Annotated in this window: 15 protein-coding genes; 8 read left to right on the top strand and 7 right to left on the bottom strand. The window is 37.9% G+C overall.

The annotated features are described in order from the left end of the window. The first annotated feature begins 64 nt into the window (after positions 1 to 64). Positions 65 to 1,990: an ABC-F family ATP-binding cassette domain-containing protein gene (locus H7U17_RS09605; RefSeq protein ID WP_186756487.1), complete on the top strand. Its 1,926-nt coding sequence runs from the start codon at positions 65 to 67 to the stop codon at positions 1,988 to 1,990. 106 nt (positions 1,991 to 2,096) lie between these two features. Next, the gene (locus tag H7U17_RS09610) at positions 2,097 to 3,356 is read left to right on the top strand and encodes a type IX secretion system plug protein (protein ID WP_186756488.1); all 1,260 of its coding nucleotides are present in this window, start codon (positions 2,097 to 2,099) and stop codon (positions 3,354 to 3,356) included. A gap of 74 nt (positions 3,357 to 3,430) precedes the next feature. Here the strand turns inward: H7U17_RS09610 and cas6 are convergent, their stop codons facing one another. The 5 genes from cas6 to H7U17_RS09635 form a co-directional block, all read right to left on the bottom strand. Beyond that, on the bottom strand, positions 3,431 to 4,297 hold the full coding sequence (gene cas6 / locus H7U17_RS09615) for a CRISPR-associated endoribonuclease Cas6 (RefSeq protein WP_186756489.1): 867 nt from the start codon (positions 4,295 to 4,297) through the stop codon (positions 3,431 to 3,433). Between the two features lie 111 nt (positions 4,298 to 4,408). Next, a complete protein-coding gene (gene ychF, locus H7U17_RS09620; RefSeq protein ID WP_186756490.1) occupies positions 4,409 to 5,506 on the bottom strand; it encodes a redox-regulated ATPase YchF in 1,098 nt (365 codons plus the stop codon). A gap of 13 nt (positions 5,507 to 5,519) precedes the next feature. After that, positions 5,520 to 6,602 carry an AI-2E family transporter gene (locus tag H7U17_RS09625; protein ID WP_186756491.1) on the bottom strand — a complete coding sequence of 361 codons (1,083 nt, stop codon included), beginning with the start codon at positions 6,600 to 6,602 and terminating at the stop codon, positions 5,520 to 5,522. A gap of 128 nt (positions 6,603 to 6,730) precedes the next feature. Next, entirely contained in the window at positions 6,731 to 7,069 is a 339-nt protein-coding gene (locus H7U17_RS09630) for a DUF3276 family protein (protein ID WP_186756492.1), read from the bottom strand. Positions 7,070 to 7,265: 196 nt separating this feature from the next. Further along, positions 7,266 to 7,613, bottom strand: a complete 348-nt coding sequence (locus H7U17_RS09635) for a 4Fe-4S binding protein (protein WP_186756493.1) — start codon at positions 7,611 to 7,613, stop codon at positions 7,266 to 7,268. A 172-nt stretch (positions 7,614 to 7,785) separates the two neighbouring features. On the opposite strand from H7U17_RS09635, the gene H7U17_RS09640 reads away from it, so the two are divergent. From H7U17_RS09640 to H7U17_RS09655, 4 genes are all read left to right on the top strand, one after another. Then, on the top strand, positions 7,786 to 8,799 hold the full coding sequence (locus tag H7U17_RS09640) for an acyl-CoA reductase (RefSeq protein WP_186756494.1): 1,014 nt from the start codon (positions 7,786 to 7,788) through the stop codon (positions 8,797 to 8,799). Between the two features lie 105 nt (positions 8,800 to 8,904). After that, positions 8,905 to 10,203: a TIGR00366 family protein gene (locus tag H7U17_RS09645; protein WP_230981344.1), complete on the top strand. Its 1,299-nt coding sequence runs from the start codon at positions 8,905 to 8,907 to the stop codon at positions 10,201 to 10,203. A gap of 167 nt (positions 10,204 to 10,370) precedes the next feature. Next, positions 10,371 to 12,635 carry an aconitate hydratase gene (locus H7U17_RS09650; protein WP_186756496.1) on the top strand — a complete coding sequence of 755 codons (2,265 nt, stop codon included), beginning with the start codon at positions 10,371 to 10,373 and terminating at the stop codon, positions 12,633 to 12,635. A gap of 335 nt (positions 12,636 to 12,970) precedes the next feature. Further along, complete coding sequence (locus H7U17_RS09655) at positions 12,971 to 14,878, top strand: ATP-binding protein (protein ID WP_186756497.1); 1,908 nt, start codon at positions 12,971 to 12,973, stop codon at positions 14,876 to 14,878. On the opposite strand, the gene H7U17_RS09660 is transcribed toward H7U17_RS09655, so the two are convergent. After that, entirely contained in the window at positions 14,866 to 15,813 is a 948-nt protein-coding gene (locus tag H7U17_RS09660; RefSeq protein WP_186756498.1) for a tetratricopeptide repeat protein, read from the bottom strand. The two genes, H7U17_RS09655 and H7U17_RS09660, sit on opposite strands and share 13 nt — an antisense overlap. Before the next feature lie 303 nt (positions 15,814 to 16,116). Between H7U17_RS09660 and arsC the strand changes: the two genes are divergently transcribed. Continuing rightward, positions 16,117 to 16,470, top strand: coding sequence for an arsenate reductase (glutaredoxin) (gene arsC / locus H7U17_RS09665; RefSeq protein WP_186756499.1), 354 nt, complete (start codon positions 16,117 to 16,119; stop codon positions 16,468 to 16,470). 34 nt (positions 16,471 to 16,504) lie between these two features. Next, positions 16,505 to 17,503: a cation diffusion facilitator family transporter gene (locus tag H7U17_RS09670; protein WP_186756500.1), complete on the top strand. Its 999-nt coding sequence runs from the start codon at positions 16,505 to 16,507 to the stop codon at positions 17,501 to 17,503. Positions 17,504 to 17,882: 379 nt separating this feature from the next. Here the strand turns inward: H7U17_RS09670 and H7U17_RS09675 are convergent, their stop codons facing one another. Then, complete coding sequence (locus H7U17_RS09675) at positions 17,883 to 19,097, bottom strand: DUF4998 domain-containing protein (protein WP_186756501.1); 1,215 nt, start codon at positions 19,095 to 19,097, stop codon at positions 17,883 to 17,885. Positions 19,098 to 19,136: the final 39 nt, after the last annotated feature.

The raw sequence follows: 19,136 nt of genomic DNA on the forward strand, positions 1-19,136 counted from the left end.
TAACAAATTGCTGAATTTTTTCCTGAGATTGATTTATAAGCGGGAGATTCCTTATTTTTGCAGCATGTTATCCATTAATAATTTATCGTATTATATCGGCGGCAGGGCTTTGTATGAAAATGCATCTCTGCATATTAAACCAAAGGATAAAATGGGCCTTGTTGGGCTAAACGGTACAGGTAAATCCACCTTACTGAAAATTATCAATGGTGATTATCAGCCAAGTAAAGGTGAAATTCAAAAAGCTAAGGACTGTACCATCGGTTTTTTGAACCAGGATTTGCTTTCCTATCAGTCTGAGGATAGTATCTTGGATGTTGCCTTGGAGGCTTTTAAAGAGACATTGAAGCTTCAAGATGAGATCGATGCTGTACTTAAGCAGATGGAGACAGATTACTCCGAGGAGGTTATCAATAAACTGGCCAATCTTCAGGAAAGGTTTGAAGCTAATGAAGGCTATAGTATCAAAGCGAAGGCTGAGGAGGTTTTGGAAGGGATCGGCTTTTCTACTGAGGATCTCAAAAGACCTTTGAAGACATTCTCAGGAGGTTGGAGAATGAGGGTGATGTTGGCCAAATTGCTTTTGGAGAAGCCCTCTTTATTGATGCTGGATGAGCCTACCAACCACTTGGACCTTCCGTCCATTCAGTGGGTAGAAAATTATCTGAAAACTTATGAAGGAGCAGTAATCGTGGTTTCCCACGATCAGACATTTTTGGATAATTGTATTGAGACTACCGTGGAAGTTTCCCGTCAAAGCTTGACGCCATATGCAGGAAATTATTCCTTTTATAAAAAAGAAAAAGTAGAAAGAGAGGAAATCCAGCAGAATGCCTATGAAAACCAACAAAAAATGATCAAGGACACGGAGAAGTTTATTGAACGATTCCGTGCAAAAGCATCAAAATCCAATCAGGTTCAATCCAGGGTGAAGGCTTTGGAAAGATTGGAAAAGGTAAATGAAGTGGTCAGTGATGAGATTGCAGTGAATTTTAAATTTAAGTTTTCAAAGCAATCCGGCAGGGATGTGGTCACTTTAGAGCATGTCTCAAAGGCTTATGGTGATATTAAGATTCTACAAAATTCTACGGCTCGAATAGAAAGAGGAGATAAGATTGCTTTGATCGGTGCCAATGGAAAGGGAAAATCAACATTGCTTAGGATAATTGACGGAACAGAGCCTATTGAAGGGGAGAGAAGTGAAGGTTATAATGTTATTAAATCTTTCTTTGCCCAGCACCAGTTGGAGGCATTGAATGTCAATAATGAGATTTTGCAGGAAATGCTGCAGGCTGGAAGTGATAAGTCAGAGACAGAGTTAAGAAATGTCTTGGGTTGCTTTTTGTTTACCAATGATGATGTATTCAAGAAGATCAAGGTACTGTCAGGAGGCGAGAAGTCGAGGGTAGCTTTGGCGAAAACCTTAATCTCCGAGTCAAACTTTCTTCTACTTGATGAACCTACCAACCACTTGGATATGCAATCTGTGAATATTCTTATCCAAGCACTGCAACAGTTTGAGGGGACCTTTATTACTGTTTCTCACGATAGGCATTTTATCAAAGGTGTGGCCAATAAGATATGGTATATCGAGGATCATCAGATAAGGGAATATTTAGGGACTTATGACGAGTACACCTATTGGAGATCTCAGCAAGACGCCGCTGCAGCTCCAGTTCAAAGTCCTAAAAAGGAAAAGGTGGTTAAACCAAAGGCTCCTAAGAATGATAATGAGCTGAATCAGGTGAAAAAGGATATCAAAAAGAAAGAGCGTGAACTGGAGAGTGTGGAAGCAGATATCATGCATCTTGAGGAAAAGAAGGTGCTTTTGGAGTCAAAACTTGCCGATCCTGAAATATTTCAAAATGATGGAAAATTGAAGGAGGTTAATTCAGCATATGAGGAATTAAAACAGAAAGAAGTAAAACTGAACAAAAGTTGGGAAAAACTTGCTGAAGATATTGAAAGTCTTCAGGGAGCCCTTTCCTAAGATGAATATCATTGAACTTGAGTATATGCCAAGTCTTCAATAGAGACTTGGCATTATTTTTTATATTGCTTTGAAGTTTTTAAATGTTAGTAAGATTATGCTCAGTATGTATAAGAAATTGTTCCTGTTGTTATTACTATTCCCATTTTGGGTACATGCACAGGAGGTTTTAGAAGATAAGGTGTATGAGGGAAATATTAAGTCTGTTCAACTTTACAGAAAAGGACAAGGAATAGGGGCGCAAATGAATGCTCCGGTAATACCACTGGGAAGTGCCGGGCTTGTATTGGAATTCGATGATTTGGCTTATGAGCCGGACAGATATTCTGCAGCTTTGATTCACTGTAATGCTGATTGGACCTTATCCGGTTTAAAACCTGCGGATTATATTAAGCAGTATAATGAGTTTAATGTCAATAATTATGAATATTCTATAAATACCAGGATCCCGTATATACATTTTATTTTTAATGTTCCTTTGGTTACAAAGTCCGGTAATTACCTGTTGAAGGTTTATAGAAATAGGAATAAGGATGAAGTGATCTTGACCAAGCGCTTTATGGTATATGATAGCCAGGTGAAGGTCGGTGGAGCTTTGATGCCTCCAAGTCAAACTGCAGATCGACGCACAGGCCAACAGGTGGACATAAAGGTGAATTACGCTGGTAGGGAATTGGTTGATCCTGCAAGGACGGTAAAGGTGGTAGTTAGGCAAAATCAACGATGGGACAATATTAAGACAGGTTCTAAACCAACCTTTATTAGAGATGACAGGAGTGTTTTGGAATACCAATTCTTTAATGGAGATAATGTCTTCGATGCTGGGAATGAATTTAGATTTGTAGATCTTCGGTATGTGCGGACAACAGGTAGGAATCTAGCTTCAGTTAGTATGGAAGATGATGTTGTTTACGCTGAAACGGCATTGGCCAGTCCAAGGGCCCATGTGGGATATTTGGAGTACTTGGATTTAAATGGGCAGTATATTATCGAGAATATGGAGCGAGGAAATCCAAAATTGGAAAGTGAATATATATTGGTCACTTTTAATGCTCAAATGGATGATATAGAAGGTGAGCCCTATATTTTTGGTTCTTTGAGCAACTGGGGAAAAGCAGATGGAGCGAAAATGAGTTTTGATGCCCAAAAGGGAATGTATCAAAGTGATGTATTACTCAAACAGGGATGGTATGATTTTCTTCTGGCCATTAAAAAAGGAGAGGAATGGGATACATTGCCCGTGGAGGGGAGTCATTACCAGACTGAAAACGAATATGATGTTTTGGTTTATTATAGAGATTTTGGTTCCCGGTACGATGAGCTTTTGGGATACATATCAGTCAATGCGAACAAAAAAAGGTTTTAATAAAATGATTTATTGATAAGCTGGTTGAAAAAAACAGAACAATAAAAAAGCCCTGATCAAATCAGGGCTTTTTCTTAATCTTCGCTTTCTTCCTCATCTTTGGATGAGGCATCCTGCTGTTTAGATTTGTAAGGGACAAAACCCTCTCTCTTGAACTTATAAGGTTCCGTACGTTGACTAGGGGAGTTATTGGCAAGGTCTAGCATGCCAAATCCTTTATGGGTAAATGCTCCCAGCCCACACTTGAACACAAAGTCCTGTACTTCATGAGCCGCGTATAAAGTAAATGGCAGGGTGTAACCCCTTACTTCATATTTGACATCCATGTCATACACAGAGTAAATCCTAGCAAATTTCTTTTGCTGTTCTTTCAGCTTATTTACATAATTCATGTCAGGAACTACCTGGAACTTGTAGAAAGATTCCATTTGTTCTTGGGTGTACCAACCAGAACGTTCCATTCTTGTCAACGTAGATTCATAAAGCAAATCAGAGAATTCATCCGTGTCCGGATTAATGAATCGCTTACCAGAATCATCATTGAAAGTTGGCGTCAACAGTACCAATGGAGAAATACAAACAAATTTGTTTGAAGGCTCCAATTCTGGTTCCGCTTCCTTTTCGGTGTACTCAGGTGAAATGATGAGATTTCCTAACTCAATTTTAGGCGTTTTAAACACTTGCTCTAGCAAATAGTCAAGAAAGTCTTCATTGGGTGATGAAAGCACTAGGGTAACTAAGCTTGAGTAATAATGTAAGCCGCTTCTACTTACTTTGGTCTGTCCTTTTAGACCAGAGAAGTTGAAGTAATTGTAGTTGAAAAACTCTTCACGTCCTCCTTTTACAATTAGACCTTTAAGGAATTGGGCCAAAATGTACTGGTGGTGAAAGGGTAAATAAGCGCCTTTGTTTTTTAAGGAAAATATTAATCTTATTCTCACGGCATTAAAAATGAAAAGTTAAACAATATTTAATATTGAAGATTACTATATTATTAACAACGTCGTAGTAATCCGTATGTTGGCAAAACTACAATAAAATTCTGAATAATGTTAAACATTGAATCTAAAATGCATGATATCACCGTCTTGGACTACGTAATCCTTACCTTCTATGGAAATTTTTCCGTTTTCACGGCATGCAGCTTCTGATTTAAACTTTTCATAATCCGCTAATTTGATGACCTCGGATTTAATAAACCCTCTTTCAAAATCAGTGTGAATTACTCCTGCAGCAGCTGGTGCTTTCCAGCCTTTTTGGATAGTCCAAGCCCTAACTTCTTGAACACCGGCGGTGAAATACGTGATAAGGTTTAGTAGAGAGTAAGCTCCTCTGATAAGCTTGTTGAGTCCACTTTCTTCCAGTCCGTATTCCCCTAGGAACATTTCTTTTTCCTCAGGATCATCAAACTCAGCAATTTGGGATTCAATGGCTGCACAAAGGGTGATGACTTCAGCATTTTCATCCTTCACGTTTTCTTTTAACTTATCTACATACTCATTGCCTGTAAGGATACTGGCTTCGTCCACATTGGCTAGATAGAGTACCGGTTTAATGGTCAAAAGGTGGATGTCCTGGATGGCTTCTAAGTCTTCTTTTTCTACATCAATGGCACGTGCATTTTTGCCTGCTTTTAATCCTTCTTTGAATATTTGCAGGATTTCTAGATGTTTTTTTGCCTTTGCATCTCCTGACTTAGCTATTTTCTCTAACCTTTGAATCTTTTTGTCTACTGATTCAAGATCTTTAAGTTGTAACTCCGTATCTATTACTTCTTTGTCAAAAATTGGGTCGACACTGCCTGCCACATGGACTACATTGTCATCGTTGAAACAACGGATTACATGAACGATAGCATCTACTTCTCTGATATTGGCCAAGAACTTATTTCCAAGACCTTCACCTTTGCTGGCTCCTTTAACCAAGCCTGCAATGTCCACAAATTCAATAACAGTAGGCATAACCCTTTCAGGGTTGACCAAGTTTTCCAAAATACTCAACCTTTCATCAGGGACAGTTACAACCCCGACATTTGGCTCAATAGTACAAAATGGAAAGTTTGCAGCCTCTGCTTTTGCACTGGATAGTGCATTGAATAAAGTTGATTTTCCTACGTTGGGCAAACCAACGATACCACACTGTAATGCCATTTATTTTTATATGTTAATTTCTAAATATGCGGTATTGTTTATACCCCTTGTAGAATTCCTGAAAGGAAACCCGAAAGATGGTGTAAACAGGGATTGCAAAAATCATTCCCATGATACCGCCGACTTTTGCTCCCGCAAAGATAATAACAAAAATTTCAAGTGGATGCGCTTTTACTGATTTAGAGAAAATTAAGGGCTGTAAAATTATATTATCAGTTAATTGAACTACCAAAAATACACTTAGAATCTTAAAGATGAAGAAAGTCATTTCAGAAGTACCAACAAAGTCACCAGTGGATAGTCCTACCAAAACACCAAAAGTAGCCCCCAGAAGTGGGCCTGCATAAGGGATAAGGTTGGCTACAGCTGCAAAAATCCCTATGGTAAGTGCATATTGGACATTTGCCAAGGATAATCCAACCGATGCCACTGTGAAAATAGAGGTCATTTGAATTAAGAGTCCCAAAAGATAATTGGAAAGTAACCTTTCTACTTTATGAAATGTGGCCACAGATAATTCGAAATATTTATTGGGTACCTGGTTGATGATGTTTCTTCGAAGTAATCCATTTTCCAATAAGAGGAAAAAGGAAATAAATACTACTGCCATCAAGGTAATCAAAAGCGAGCTTGTGGTGTTGATGATGCCATTGAGAAAACCTTGAAAATTAATTTCTCTCAAACTGGAAAACAAGGTGTTTTTAAATTGAAGAAATAGTGCACCCGGATTGTCCGTCATAAGGTTTAGCTTGATTAAAAAAGCTTCAATCTTATCTATTGGTTCTTGAATTTGCTCGTAGAAAAATTGAACGTCTATGTTTTGAATAGTTTCAATTTGAACAGCTACCAGAGGTACAAAAAGGAGTGAAATTAGAAAGAACACCAATCCAATAGTAGCGAATGAACAAATAATTGCTATCCATCGAGGGAGGTGTTGCCCCAAAATGTGAACACTATTGATTCTATTGGTTAATGGCCTAAGTGCTGCTGCTATAACCAATGAGATGATAAAGTAAAAGGCTATATTGGAAAAATACCAGCCTAATAAAAGGATGGTAAGGATAATGGCTAATATCCAGATAACTAGTTTCTGCATATAGTAAAAATAGGAAAGAGACTGTACCAATTCCACAAATGATCAAATAAATTTTTGATCATTTCCAGTTTAGCCCATGCAGAACAGGCCATTGAATTGCTACAGTCTCCTTAGATTTTTTTTTGGGATTAATCCCATTTCAGATCTTCTCCAAACTTGTCTTCGGTGCTTGTTTCAGCTTCTACTTCGTATTGAGAGAAGTCGAAATCTGGCATTAATTCAGTTTTGACATGGTCTACAGTTTCTTGTAGCGCGTCAACAAATTTTGAGAAATCTTCTTTGTACAAGAAAATCTTGTGTTTTTCGTAAACGAAATTGTCATCTCTTACCTTTCTTTTGCTTTCAGTAATAGTAAGGTAATAATCGTTAGATCTGGTTGACTTTACGTCGAAAAAGTAAGTTCTTTTACCTGCTTTTACTTTTCTTGAGAAAATCTCCTCTCTGTCGTGTCCTTTATTCTCTTCCACTTTCCAAAATTTTTAATTACTTATTTCAAGGATTTATAATACAGATGACAAGTTAAATCAATTAACAATTCAAATTCAAGGGCAAAGAAGGTTTTTTTTTAATGTGAGGCTTATTTTTTCTGTAATAGGTTAATAATCAGTCTGTTTTTTTGGGTAATAGGTAAAAAAAAAGAGTGGCCTAAACCACTCCTAATTTTTATTCTGCATGAAGGTATTGCTTTTTGGCAAGCAATTCTTCTTCGGATTCCGGATTGTCGGGATCATCTACGCAGCAGTCCACGGGACATACAGCAGCGCATTGGGGTTCCTCATGGAATCCAGTACATTCTGTACATTTTCCAGTTACGATATAGTAGAATTCATCTGATACAGGTTCTTGTGGTTCATTTGCATCTACTACAGTACCGTCTTCTAATTTTGCCTCGTTAAGTTCAGTACCTCCACCCCAAGTCCATTCAATGCCACCTTCATAGATAGCAGTGTTAGGGCATTCAGGTTCACATGCACCACAGTTGATGCATTCGTCGGTTATCATTATTGCCATTATAATCTCCTTTTTTTAATTCTAGCTCAAAATTAAGAAGCATATGACAATATACCAATATAAAAAAAGAACTGCTAAATAATTTATAATGAATCTAGCTTATTATTACATAATTCACTTTTTAAGTTCAAAATAAATACCTTTGTGGCTTAAGATAAAAATTATATTTAGAATGACCCTCCAAGAGAGAATCAATGCCTTCGTTGCTTTAGGAAAGAGAATTGATGCCTTACAGGAATACGAGCTGGATGAATTGGCATTTAGAGCTGAAAACAATAATAATTGGTTTACACCTGACCAAGTAAAGTTGGCACTGCAGGCAATAGTGAAGATGTTGGATGAAACAGTGATGAATGAATGGATGAGGAAGTATAAAATTCCTAACCAGGTTTATTCAAAAAAAGTTGGAGTACTGATGGCAGGCAATATCCCAGCAGTTGGTTTTCATGATTTGATGGCTGTTTTACTTGCTGGGCATAATGCCCATGTGAAGTTGAGTTCAACTGATCAGGTGCTGATCAAATGGTTGGTGGGGCAGTTATTTGAACTGGCCCCGGAAATGGCGAATAAGGTGTTCTTTGAGGAAATGCTCAAAGGAATGGATGCCTATATAGCAACTGGCAGTGATAACTCTGCACGTTATTTTGAATATTATTTTGGTAAGTATCCTAGTATAATAAGAAAAAACAGGACCTCGGTTGCTGTACTGGATGGTTCGGAATCAAAGACGGATTATCAGGAACTGGCCAAGGATATTTTTCAGTATTTTGGATTAGGATGTAGGAATGTGTCCAAGATATATTTGCCTGATGATCAGCAACTTAAAGTTTTTTTGGACGCTATAGAGGGCTATCATTTTATGTTAAGCCATCATAAATACCTTAATAATTACGATTATAATAAATCCATTTATTTGGTAAACGGTGAAGCTCATTTGGATAATGGTTTTCTGCTTTGTAAGGAGAGTGAAGAGTTGGTTTCACCGATAGCAGTATTGTATTATGAGGTGTATGAAGACAGGATGAAATTGCAGGAAGAATTAAATGATAAGGGAGGAAAGATTCAATGTGTTGTCAGTAAGGATGCTTGGTATCCTGGTAGTTTTAGTTTCGGTAAGGCCCAGCAGCCATCAGTGAGTGATTATGCAGATCATGTTGATACTATTGCATTTTTGATAGGCTTGTAAATCAAGTTAAGTTTGGGTTTTGGGGTAGTTTGATGATGCATTATATGGTCAAAGGCACTATATTAAGTATCATAAACTTTTATACCAGTAAACCCGAATGCTTTGTTGATCAAACAATTAAAATTTTCTTTTCCAACACCATTTGACCTGGCCCTTGCGCTTTCCGCAATTAGTGTTTTGTGGGCCGTGATGGCCACCAAGCCAGTTGAAGATGATTTTTTGAGCTATTCCTGGCAAGTTTTAGCTTATTGGAAAGATGGTGTTTGGGGGCTTCTGGAATTCACTCTTCAGATGGTTCTGATATTGATTTTTGGCCATGCTTTGGCTATTTCGAAGCCCGTTTCGAATGTCTTGGACGCCGTTGCCTCTACTGTGAAAAATAATACCCAAGCTGTTCTGGTTACTGGGATTTCGACGCTATTGGCAGGGTATTTAAATTGGGGGTTTGGACTGGTGTTTGGGGCGATTCTCGCTAGGAGGATTGGTGAGAGAACAACTTTTAAAAGGGTGAAAATTAATTATTCTTTGGTGTCCGCATCAGGGTATCTGGGAATGATGATTTGGCATGGGGGATTTTCAGGATCAGCGCCATTAAAGGTGGCTGAAAAAGGACATTTTTTAGAGGGGGAAATAGGGGTGATACCAGTGTCTGAAACCATTTTAAGTGCTTTTAATCTTCGAATTAATTTGTTCTTGCTAATTGGTCTTTTGATTGGCTTATGGTTACTCTCAAAGAAAAAATACACCTACAAACCCGTTCAAGATAAAGGGGGGCGGATCAACTTCCAAGGGAAAGATTCATTGGGCTGGATAGTAGGGGGGATTATATGTGTTTTAGCAATTGGAGATTTCTGGACTGGGACTAATTTGAAACTTAGTTTTATCAGTCTCAATTATATTAATTTTTTGCTTATGGGGCTAGGTTTATTGCTTCATAAAAGTCTCAATAATTATGTCAGAGCCATTGAAGTGGCCCTGAAGGGGGCAGCTGGGATTGTTTTGCAGTTCCCTTTTTATGCGGGTATTTTAGGCGTGTTTAAATCGTCAGGTTTGCTGCTGCTGATCGCTGGGTATTTTGTGGATATATCTTCTCCTGATACTTTTCCACTGTTGACCTTTTTTAGTGCAGCGATGATTAATTTGTTTGTGCCTTCGGGGGGAGGACAATGGGCTGTCCAGGGACCTGTGATTGTGGAAACTGCTTCCCAGATGGGACTTTCAGTTTCTAAAATGATCATGGTAATGGCTTATGGAGATCAGTTGACCAATATGTTGCAGCCTTTTTGGGCTTTGCCCTTGTTGGCAATTACAGGTGTGCTTCCAAAGGATTTGTTGAGGTATACTATTTATTTTTTTCTTGTTGGCCTTTCTGTTTTGGTTTTGGGAATAATATGGGGCTTTTGATATACTGTTTATTGGTCAAAAGGCTGTTTAGGAACTATTAAAGGGTTATTTTAAACCCTTATAAATAAGTAACAATACTTAGGTTTTACTTCTATTTTTCGCCTAAAACTGTATCTTTGCCAACGATTTAAATGAAATCAAGTTATCACTAAAATAATTCATTTCAAATGGCATTTGATATAGAAATGATCAAGGCAGTATATGCGAAGTATCCTGAGCGTATCGCAGCTGCCAGGAAGGTGGTGGGTAAACCACTTACTTTAGCAGAGAAAATACTTTACGCTCACCTTTGGAACGGAGACGCTACTGAGAACTTTGAGAGAGGAAAGTCTTATGTGGATTTTGCTCCAGATAGGGTTGCCATGCAAGATGCAACAGCCCAAATGGCGCTTTTGCAGTTTATGCAAGCAGGTAAAGAAAAAGTGGCAGTGCCTTCAACTGCTCACTGTGATCACCTGATCTTGGCACAAAATGGTGCGAAGGATGATTTGAGAAGTTCTCTTACTGCAAGTGGTGAGGTTTTTAACTTTTTGGAATCTGTTTCAAACAAATACGGAATTGGATTCTGGAAGCCAGGTGCAGGTATCATTCACCAGGTAGTTCTTGAAAACTATGCATTCCCAGGTGGTATGATGATCGGTACCGATTCACATACGGTGAATGCTGGTGGTCTTGGTATGGTAGCCATTGGTGTTGGTGGTGCTGATGCCGTGGACGTGATGGCCGGTATGGCTTGGGAACTTAAGTTTCCAAAATTGATTGGTGTGAAGTTGACCGGGAAAATGAACGGTTGGACTTCAGCTAAAGATGTCATCTTGAAAGTTGCTGGTATCCTAACTGTAAAAGGTGGTACGGGCTGTATCGTAGAATACTTCGGAGAAGGAGCCAAGTCACTTTCTGCTACAGGTAAAGGTACTATCTGTAATATGGGTGCTGAGATTGGAGCGACAACTTCTACTTTCGGATATGACGAATCCATGGAGCGTTATTTGAAAGCGACCGATAGAGCAGACGTAGCCGAATTGGCTAATGAAGTTAAGGAACATTTGACTGGAGATGATGAAGTGTATGCCAATCCTGAGCAATACTTTGATCAAGTAATTGAAATTGATCTTTCCACCCTTGAGCCTCATATCAACGGTCCCTTTACTCCAGATAGAGCTACTCCTGTATCTCAGATCAGAGCAGAAGCGGAGAAAAATGGTTGGCCTACTAAAGTGGAGTGGGGATTGATCGGTTCTTGTACCAACTCTTCTTATGAAGATTTGTCAAGAGCTTCTTCCATTGCACAGCAGGCTGTAGATAAAAAATTGAAAACAAAAGCTGAATTTGGTATTAACCCAGGTTCTGAGCAGGTGAGATTCACTGCAGATAGAGATGGTTTGTTGAGAATCTTTGAAGATTTGGATGCAACGATCTTTACAAATGCTTGTGGGCCTTGTATTGGACAGTGGGCAAGAACAGGCGCTGATAAGCAAGAAAAAAATACCATCGTTCACTCTTTTAATAGAAACTTCTCTAAGCGTGCTGATGGTAACCCAAATACGCATGCCTTTGTGACCTCTCCTGAAATGGTGGCTGCAATTGCTATTTCTGGTGATTTAGGTTTCAACCCACTTACTGATAAGTTGGTGAATGCTGATGGTCAAGAGGTGAAGCTTGATCCGCCTAAAGGAGATGAGCTTCCTGAAAAGGGATTCTCTGTAGAGGATAATGGATACCAGGCTCCAGCAGAAGATGGAAGTGGTGTAGAGGTAGTGGTGAATCCAGATTCTAAGCGTCTTCAATTATTGGAACCATTTGCTGCTTGGGATGGTAAGAATATTACAGGAGCGAAACTTTTGATCAAAGCCTTCGGTAAGTGTACTACTGACCATATTTCTATGGCCGGTCCATGGTTGAGATTCAGAGGTCATTTGGATAATATTTCTGATAACTGTCTTATTGGGGCTGTCAATGCCTTTAATGAAGAGACGAACTCTGTGAAAAGCCAGTTGACAGGTGAATATGGTGCTGTTCCAGCTACTCAAAGAGCTTATAAAGAAGCTGGAGTACCAACTATTGTTGTGGGTGACCATAACTATGGTGAAGGTTCTTCAAGAGAGCATGCTGCAATGGAGCCTAGACACCTTGGCGTGAAAGCTGTTTTGGTGAAGTCTTTTGCTAGAATTCACGAAACCAACTTGAAGAAGCAAGGGATGCTTGCTTTGACCTTTGATAATGAAGCTGATTATGATAAAGTTCAGGAAGATGACACTATCAACTTCCTTGATCTAGACCAATTTGCTCCAGACAAACCTCTCAAATTAGAGTTTGTTCATGCAGATGGTTCTAAGGATGTGATTGTTGCCAACCATAGCTATAATGAAGCTCAGATTGGATGGTTCAAAGCAGGTTCTGCACTTAACTTGATCAAAGCGCAACAAGCGTAATTGACCAGGTAAGAATATAGATTTAAAAGGCTTGTTGATGTGAATCAACAAGCCTTTTTTTGTGGTTTGATCTTTCGTTTTAAGGAAAAAATTTTCTGATATAAACTAATTCTGAGTGGTGATGAGCAATTAGGATGAACAAGGTGATGTTTTTTGTATGGGTATATGGTGTTTAAAATCAGAATTTTGTGTTGATTTATTTTTTTAAGAGGGTGGATTTGCTAACTTAACCCTGTGTTTAGTTATATTTTATTGATATAAGTAAAAAAAACCTTTTGAAATAGCAGAAAGATTCGCCTATTTTAAACTTCTATAGCTGAAAGGATAATGCAATAATGACCAGTGTTTTTAGAAAGATACTTGATCAATCTCCAGAAATGGTATTTTTGGTAGAGAAAAACGCACCCTACCGTGTGGTCTTTGAGAACCGTTCTTTTCGAGAGGCACTAGGAATGGATTTAAGAAGGAAGAGCCTTTCGGATTTTGGTTTGGATAGAAGTAGTCTTACTACTGGTGATCAGGTTACGATCAAATACCATAATGCATATTATTCTTTTATAGTAGGAGAAGAAGATGCCAATTATTTTATTTTTCAAAATGGTAGCTTGGTGGAGCTGGATACAATGGAAAGCACCAAAGGAAGTGCATCGACCAGTCCCAAGGAAAAATGTTCCAGTTTTTATAAAAATCTAATAGATAAAATTCCCAACACCCTCTTTCAGATGAATATGACAGAAGAGGGGAAGATGAATTTCAAATACTTCAGTGACGGTGGAATGAATATTTTTAACGAGCCCCAATCATCTAACGGGGAAGTTAAGGGTATTGATTATCTGTTGAGTATGGTTTATTCCCAGGACGTAGGAAAGGTGCTACAGTCCTTGGTGCATTCGACTAGATTATTGTCGATGTGGAATTGTACTTTCAGGCTTAAACTGGAAGGTAGAGATGGATTGGTTTGGGCTCAAGGAATGGCCAGACCAGAAGAAGGTCCTACTGGTGACATGAATTGGTATGGCTGTTTATTGGATATTTCAGATTTCAAAGAGCGGGAATTAGAGCTTGAGAATCATAAGAATTTGGCTTTGAATGCCAGTAAGGTGAAATCTGATTTTATTTCAATGATTACCCATGACATTAGGACGCCTTTGAATACGATTTCAGGATCGGTTTTTACCTTGCTAGGGGAAGAGCATTATAGTTCACAGGAGCCTTTGCTTAATACCATCAGCTTTGCAGTAGACAATTTGATCATAATGATCAATGATCTTTTAGATTTCCAAAAGATAGAAGCTGGGAAGATTGTTCTGGAATCAAAGCCATTTAATTTGAAGCAGTTGATGGAACAGGTTGTGAATAGCCTGAGGTTTCAAGCCTTGGAGTCAAAAAATGACCTGAACCTGATTATTTCAGATAAAGTAGATTTTACTGTGCTGGGGGACAAGGTGAGGCTTTCTCAAATATTGAATAACCTTATAACCAATGCCCTTAAGTTTACTCATGAGGGTAGGGTGGATGTAACAGTTACTATGATTGACCATAGTCCAAAAGAAGCTAAGATTTACTTTGAAGTTAAGGACAATGGGGTAGGCATAGATAAAAAGGACTTCAATAAAGTTTTTAATGAGTTTGACCAGGTGACTGAATCCTTTGATACCAAGTATGGCGGAACCGGCTTAGGTATGCCTATTACAAAGAGACTGCTAGAAAATATGGGTAGTCAAATCAATTTGGAATCTGAGGTAGGTGTTGGCAGTAGTTTTTCATTTGAGATAAGCTTCGAAAAGTATGACACGCCTAAGAAGCATTTGTCTTTTGAATTGGATGAGTTGCCGAGAAATGGAAATACATTTATAAATAATAAGTCGTTTAGACAGAATATTCAAGTGCTATTGGCTGAAGACAACCAGGTCAATGCCATGGTGGTGATGAAAATTCTTAAGGGATGGGGATACTCTTGCGATAGGGTGTCCAATGGTGAAGAGGCTATTGCGGCTGTTTTTGACAAGACTTATGATATCATCCTGATGGATATTCAAATGCCAGTAATTGATGGTTTGGAGGCTTCCAAAATCATCAAAGAGAGGTTTGATATTCCTATTATTGCGCTCACTGCTGCATCCAGAAGAGAGGTGGCAGAGGGATTGAAGAAAAGTAATATTGATGACTTTGTTTCTAAGCCCATTAATGCTTTGGTGCTACAAAAAAGTATTGAAAACCTGTTGCAGCATTATATTTCTTGAGCTAGTTCCAAATATTTTTTAGTTAGTTTAATTTCTGGATTTTTACTGTAAACATCCTCTAGGTATTTTATTGCAAGTGTTTTATTACCTTTTAGATAATAGTAGATGCCTTTGTTTCTTAATGCGAAAAGGTTTTTGCTGTTTTGTTTAAGGCTTAAATTGATATCATCCAATCCTTTTTCCAATTCTCCCTTGAAGAGCAAGTAAAGACCTCTGTTATTATAAAAATAGGCCTGAGAAGGGTTTAGTTCAATAGCTTTCTCAACCCAACTGATAGCAGTTGACAAATCATCTTTTTCGAAAGCGATTAGGGATTTAATATTATAAATATTGGCTTCTTTTGGATTGATCTGTACCGCTTTTTCCAAGTCAGTTAAGGCAGTTTCAAAATCTTCGAGGTAATAACTGATGGTAGCCCTGTTGACATAAAGGTCTGCTATGCTGCTGTTTTTTTCTATTGCTTTTGAAAATGATGCCAAGGATTCCTCGAAGCGGTTTAATTGTTCCATCACCAGTCCTTTGACAAAATAGCCCCTGTAGTCCTCTGGAGCTAGCTCTATGAGAAGTTCAGCATCAGCAAGACTTTTGTAGTTTTCGCCGTTGTCCAGATAGGTAATGCTTCTTTGATAATAGGCGTCCTGATAAGAAGGGGTCAATTCGATGGCTTTAGAAAAGTCATGGATGGCTGGATCAAATTTAGCCATAGCGCTGTAGGCTATGCCTCTGTTGTAGTATGCGTTATCAAAATTGGGGTCCAATTTTAGTGCTTCATTATAGTATTCAATGGCACTCTGGTAGTCACTTTCCATTAATTTATTGTTGCCCTTCAGAAGGAATCTTCCTTTTTTGTCTTCTATGGAGTCACAAGAGATTGATATAATACCAAATAGAGTTATAAGGAGATATGTAAAGATGTTTTGAGTAGTAAACTGCATACTAGTAATTGGACTTACTGAATTTGATGTATAGAGGAAAGCTATGTTTCCAACTTTTGAATGTCAAGGGCAAATTTAATGAAAGGATTTAATATAATTGATTTAAGTAGGAGATGCTGAAAATCATTTATAAGCCTAATAGAGATTTTGAATAGCTATTGGTTGTCGAGCAGCGTATTTTTTGTAAATTTTATAATCCAAATAAAATTATGTTTTTGATGGTAGTTTTGAAGGGAGTGAGATCAAAACAAGGTTTTATTTTGTCTGTCGAATGGCTACTTTTGATTTAAATATTTAAGAAAGATGAGTAAAGTTAAGGTTTATCATAATCCACGATGTGGGAAAAGCAGAAATAGTTTGAAGTTGGTTCAAGAGCAAGTTGATGATGGAGAAATTGAAATTGTTAAATATTTGGAGAACCCTCCATCTGCCGAAGAGTTGAAATCTATTTTGGCCATGTTGGGTATAAAGGCGGAAGAGTTGATTAGGAAAAATGAGAAGACCTGGAAAGAAAATTTCAAGGGAAAATCATTTACGGAGGAAGAATTGGTGGAAATTATGGTGGAGAATCCCATTTTGATTGAACGACCAATAGTAGTAAAAGGTGATAAAGCCGTAATCGGTAGACCTCCTGAGAATGTTCAGGAAATTTTGTAGGTCTTTTCTGATAGATATATAATAAATAATACTTGTGAAAAATCCCCGTAAGCATTGGATTATTGCTTCATTCATAGTAAGTGTATTGCTACTGATCATGAAGTTTTATTCTTATTATATCACAAAATCCAATGCGATATTAACTGATGCTCTTGAGAGTATTGTGAATGTGGTGGCATCTGGTTTTGCTTTTTACAGCATTCATTTGAGTTCCCTTCCTAGAGATCAAAACCATCCCTATGGTCACGGTAAGATCGAGTTTTTTAGTGCGGGAATCGAAGGTGTTCTTATCATACTTGCTGGGATCTTTATAATTTATCAGTCTGTATATAGTTTTTTCTTTCCTGCTGAATTGAGTGATCTTCCCAAAGGAATGGCTTTGGTAGGGATATCTGGCTTAGTCAATGGTCTGATGGGGTATATGTTACTCACAAAAGGAAAGGAATTGGAAAGTCTTACCCTAGAGGCTGATGGTAGGCATATTTTGACAGATGCCATAAGTAGTTTCGTACTGATTTTAGGGGTAGCAGTTATTTATTTTACAGGTTATGGGGTTCTTGATGGTGTATTTTCATTGCTGTTTGCCATGTATATCGTCTATAATGGTTATGGGCTTGTGAGAAGGTCTGTAGCAGGTTTAATGGATGAAAGAAATCCAAGTTCCATGATTACAGTTGTTAAGTTGCTCAATAAGTATAGGAAGAACAACTGGATAGATATTCATAATATGCGGGTACAGCAGTATGGGGCTGATAAACATATTGATTTACACCTGACCTTGCCCTATTATTTCGAATTGAAAGATGTTCATGATGAGGTAGAAAAGGTGGAGGCTGTCTTGGAAGAAAATCTTAAGGGGTATGTGGAAGTATTTGTGCATGCAGATCCCTGCATTCCTGAAAAATGCTGCCACTATTGTCAAGTATCCAATTGTCAAGTCAGAAAATACGCGAAGGAAAAAAGAATTAGTTGGAACGTAGATAATGTTTCAAAAAACCAAAAACATTATCATGAATTTACAGAAAGTGTATAAGTTATTTAATGCAAGGTTTCTGTTATAAAAAGGTGTTTTTTAGTTAAGGAACACCTCTTTTTACAATAAAAAACGGTGTATTTCGTTGTTAATCAATGCTTTGTGTTGTTTTGTTTGTTGCTATTGTCCTCTCTGTTTTGTATATTAAAATAAAAAGGAAGATGAGCGACGACAAATTTAAGGTGTTTCTGGCTGCGTCTGCCATTATTTGGTTGGCAATAGTTGTTCTGATTATTGTTATGTAGTCAGCAGAGAAGGTTAGTAAATATCGTTTCTGTGTACCATGCAGAAGAATATTTTTTAAATGGATTTGATTTTTTGAATTAATAAAAAACGGGTTGATTTTAATCAACCCGTTTTTTATTAATTCGGTTTAGTATTAATCTTGATGTTTATAGAATCCAAATTCTCTTACACTAAAGAATTTCCCAGGACTTCCAGCTCTTTGAGTGGTTACGATACCCATACTTACTTGTGAAGTTTCTGTGAGCGTAAATGTTACTTTTAGCAAACTTGCATCTCTTTCCGAAAGGATCCTGACATAGTCTAAGGACTCATCAATGTTTTCTACATTGGGTAGGTCGTTTCCAAGGGCTGCGACCATATATCCTTGATCCTCTTCATTAAGGTTGGTGTTTCTAAGGTCACTTACTTCAAAGGTATAGGTGCCTTCTTCTAGCTGCATAGTCTGGAAAACTTTTCCATTTTCAATGGCAGGAGATCCCCATCCTGATTCAATATTGAAGGTGTTACCGTTCCATTCGTCCCATCCTCCATAACCATTGTGGTTTTTTAAAGCATCATTTGTGGTCCATCCGGCTAGGTTGCCCCACCGGCCTCCTCGTTCTGCATGGGCAAAAGGAATTTTTGCGTTTTTCAGTTTTGGATAAACAATTATTCTTTTTTGTGTATAAGGCACTGCAAAGGTGTCTATACTGGATGTTTCCGGTTTGAAAATCGTCCTGAATTGAATATCGATAGAGGTATTTACTCCAGTTAGGATACTTTGGTTTTCATCTATGGGGGTAATAAGTGTTTTGGATTCTCCATCTTGTTCATATATGATTTCTGTATATTGGACTCCGGTGGTCAGGTCCATAAGTTCCCAATTGATAATGATGTCTTCCTCAGTGAAGTCATAAGATGATATGAGACGATTGTTCAGCTTTTTCCTGTAATTATTGCCATAGGATGTTCCGACACTGTTTACGGGAACAGAGGAGTTACCATCAATATCGTAAGTGATACAAGTGAAGTTTTTAACTCCCTCGTCCACTTCAAAGGTTTGTTCGATTTTTAATGTCCCTGAACTTTTTTCAATGGAATATTCCACTGAATCCATTAAGTTGTTCCAGAAAATTCGGTAATGGCTGATTTTAGGATCCGCATTTAATTGCCCCGTAAATTTCACTCTTTCTTTTCCAGATAGGATATCTACTGAATCTATTTTTCCTGAATAAATGATTTCTCCATTCTTTGAGTAGATTTTAAATTCATCCCAGTCTGTACAGGAGCATATGAGTCCGAGGAAGATTAATATCAGGCCTATATTTCCAGCGGATTTGATGATTTCTTTTATATTTCTAGCGTTCATTGCTCTTATTTCTAAATAGTTGATAAACATTATAGAATT

The sequence above is a fragment of the Echinicola salinicaeni genome, from assembly GCF_014280965.1.
Classification (GTDB): Bacteria; Bacteroidota; Bacteroidia; order Cytophagales; family Cyclobacteriaceae; genus Echinicola; species Echinicola salinicaeni.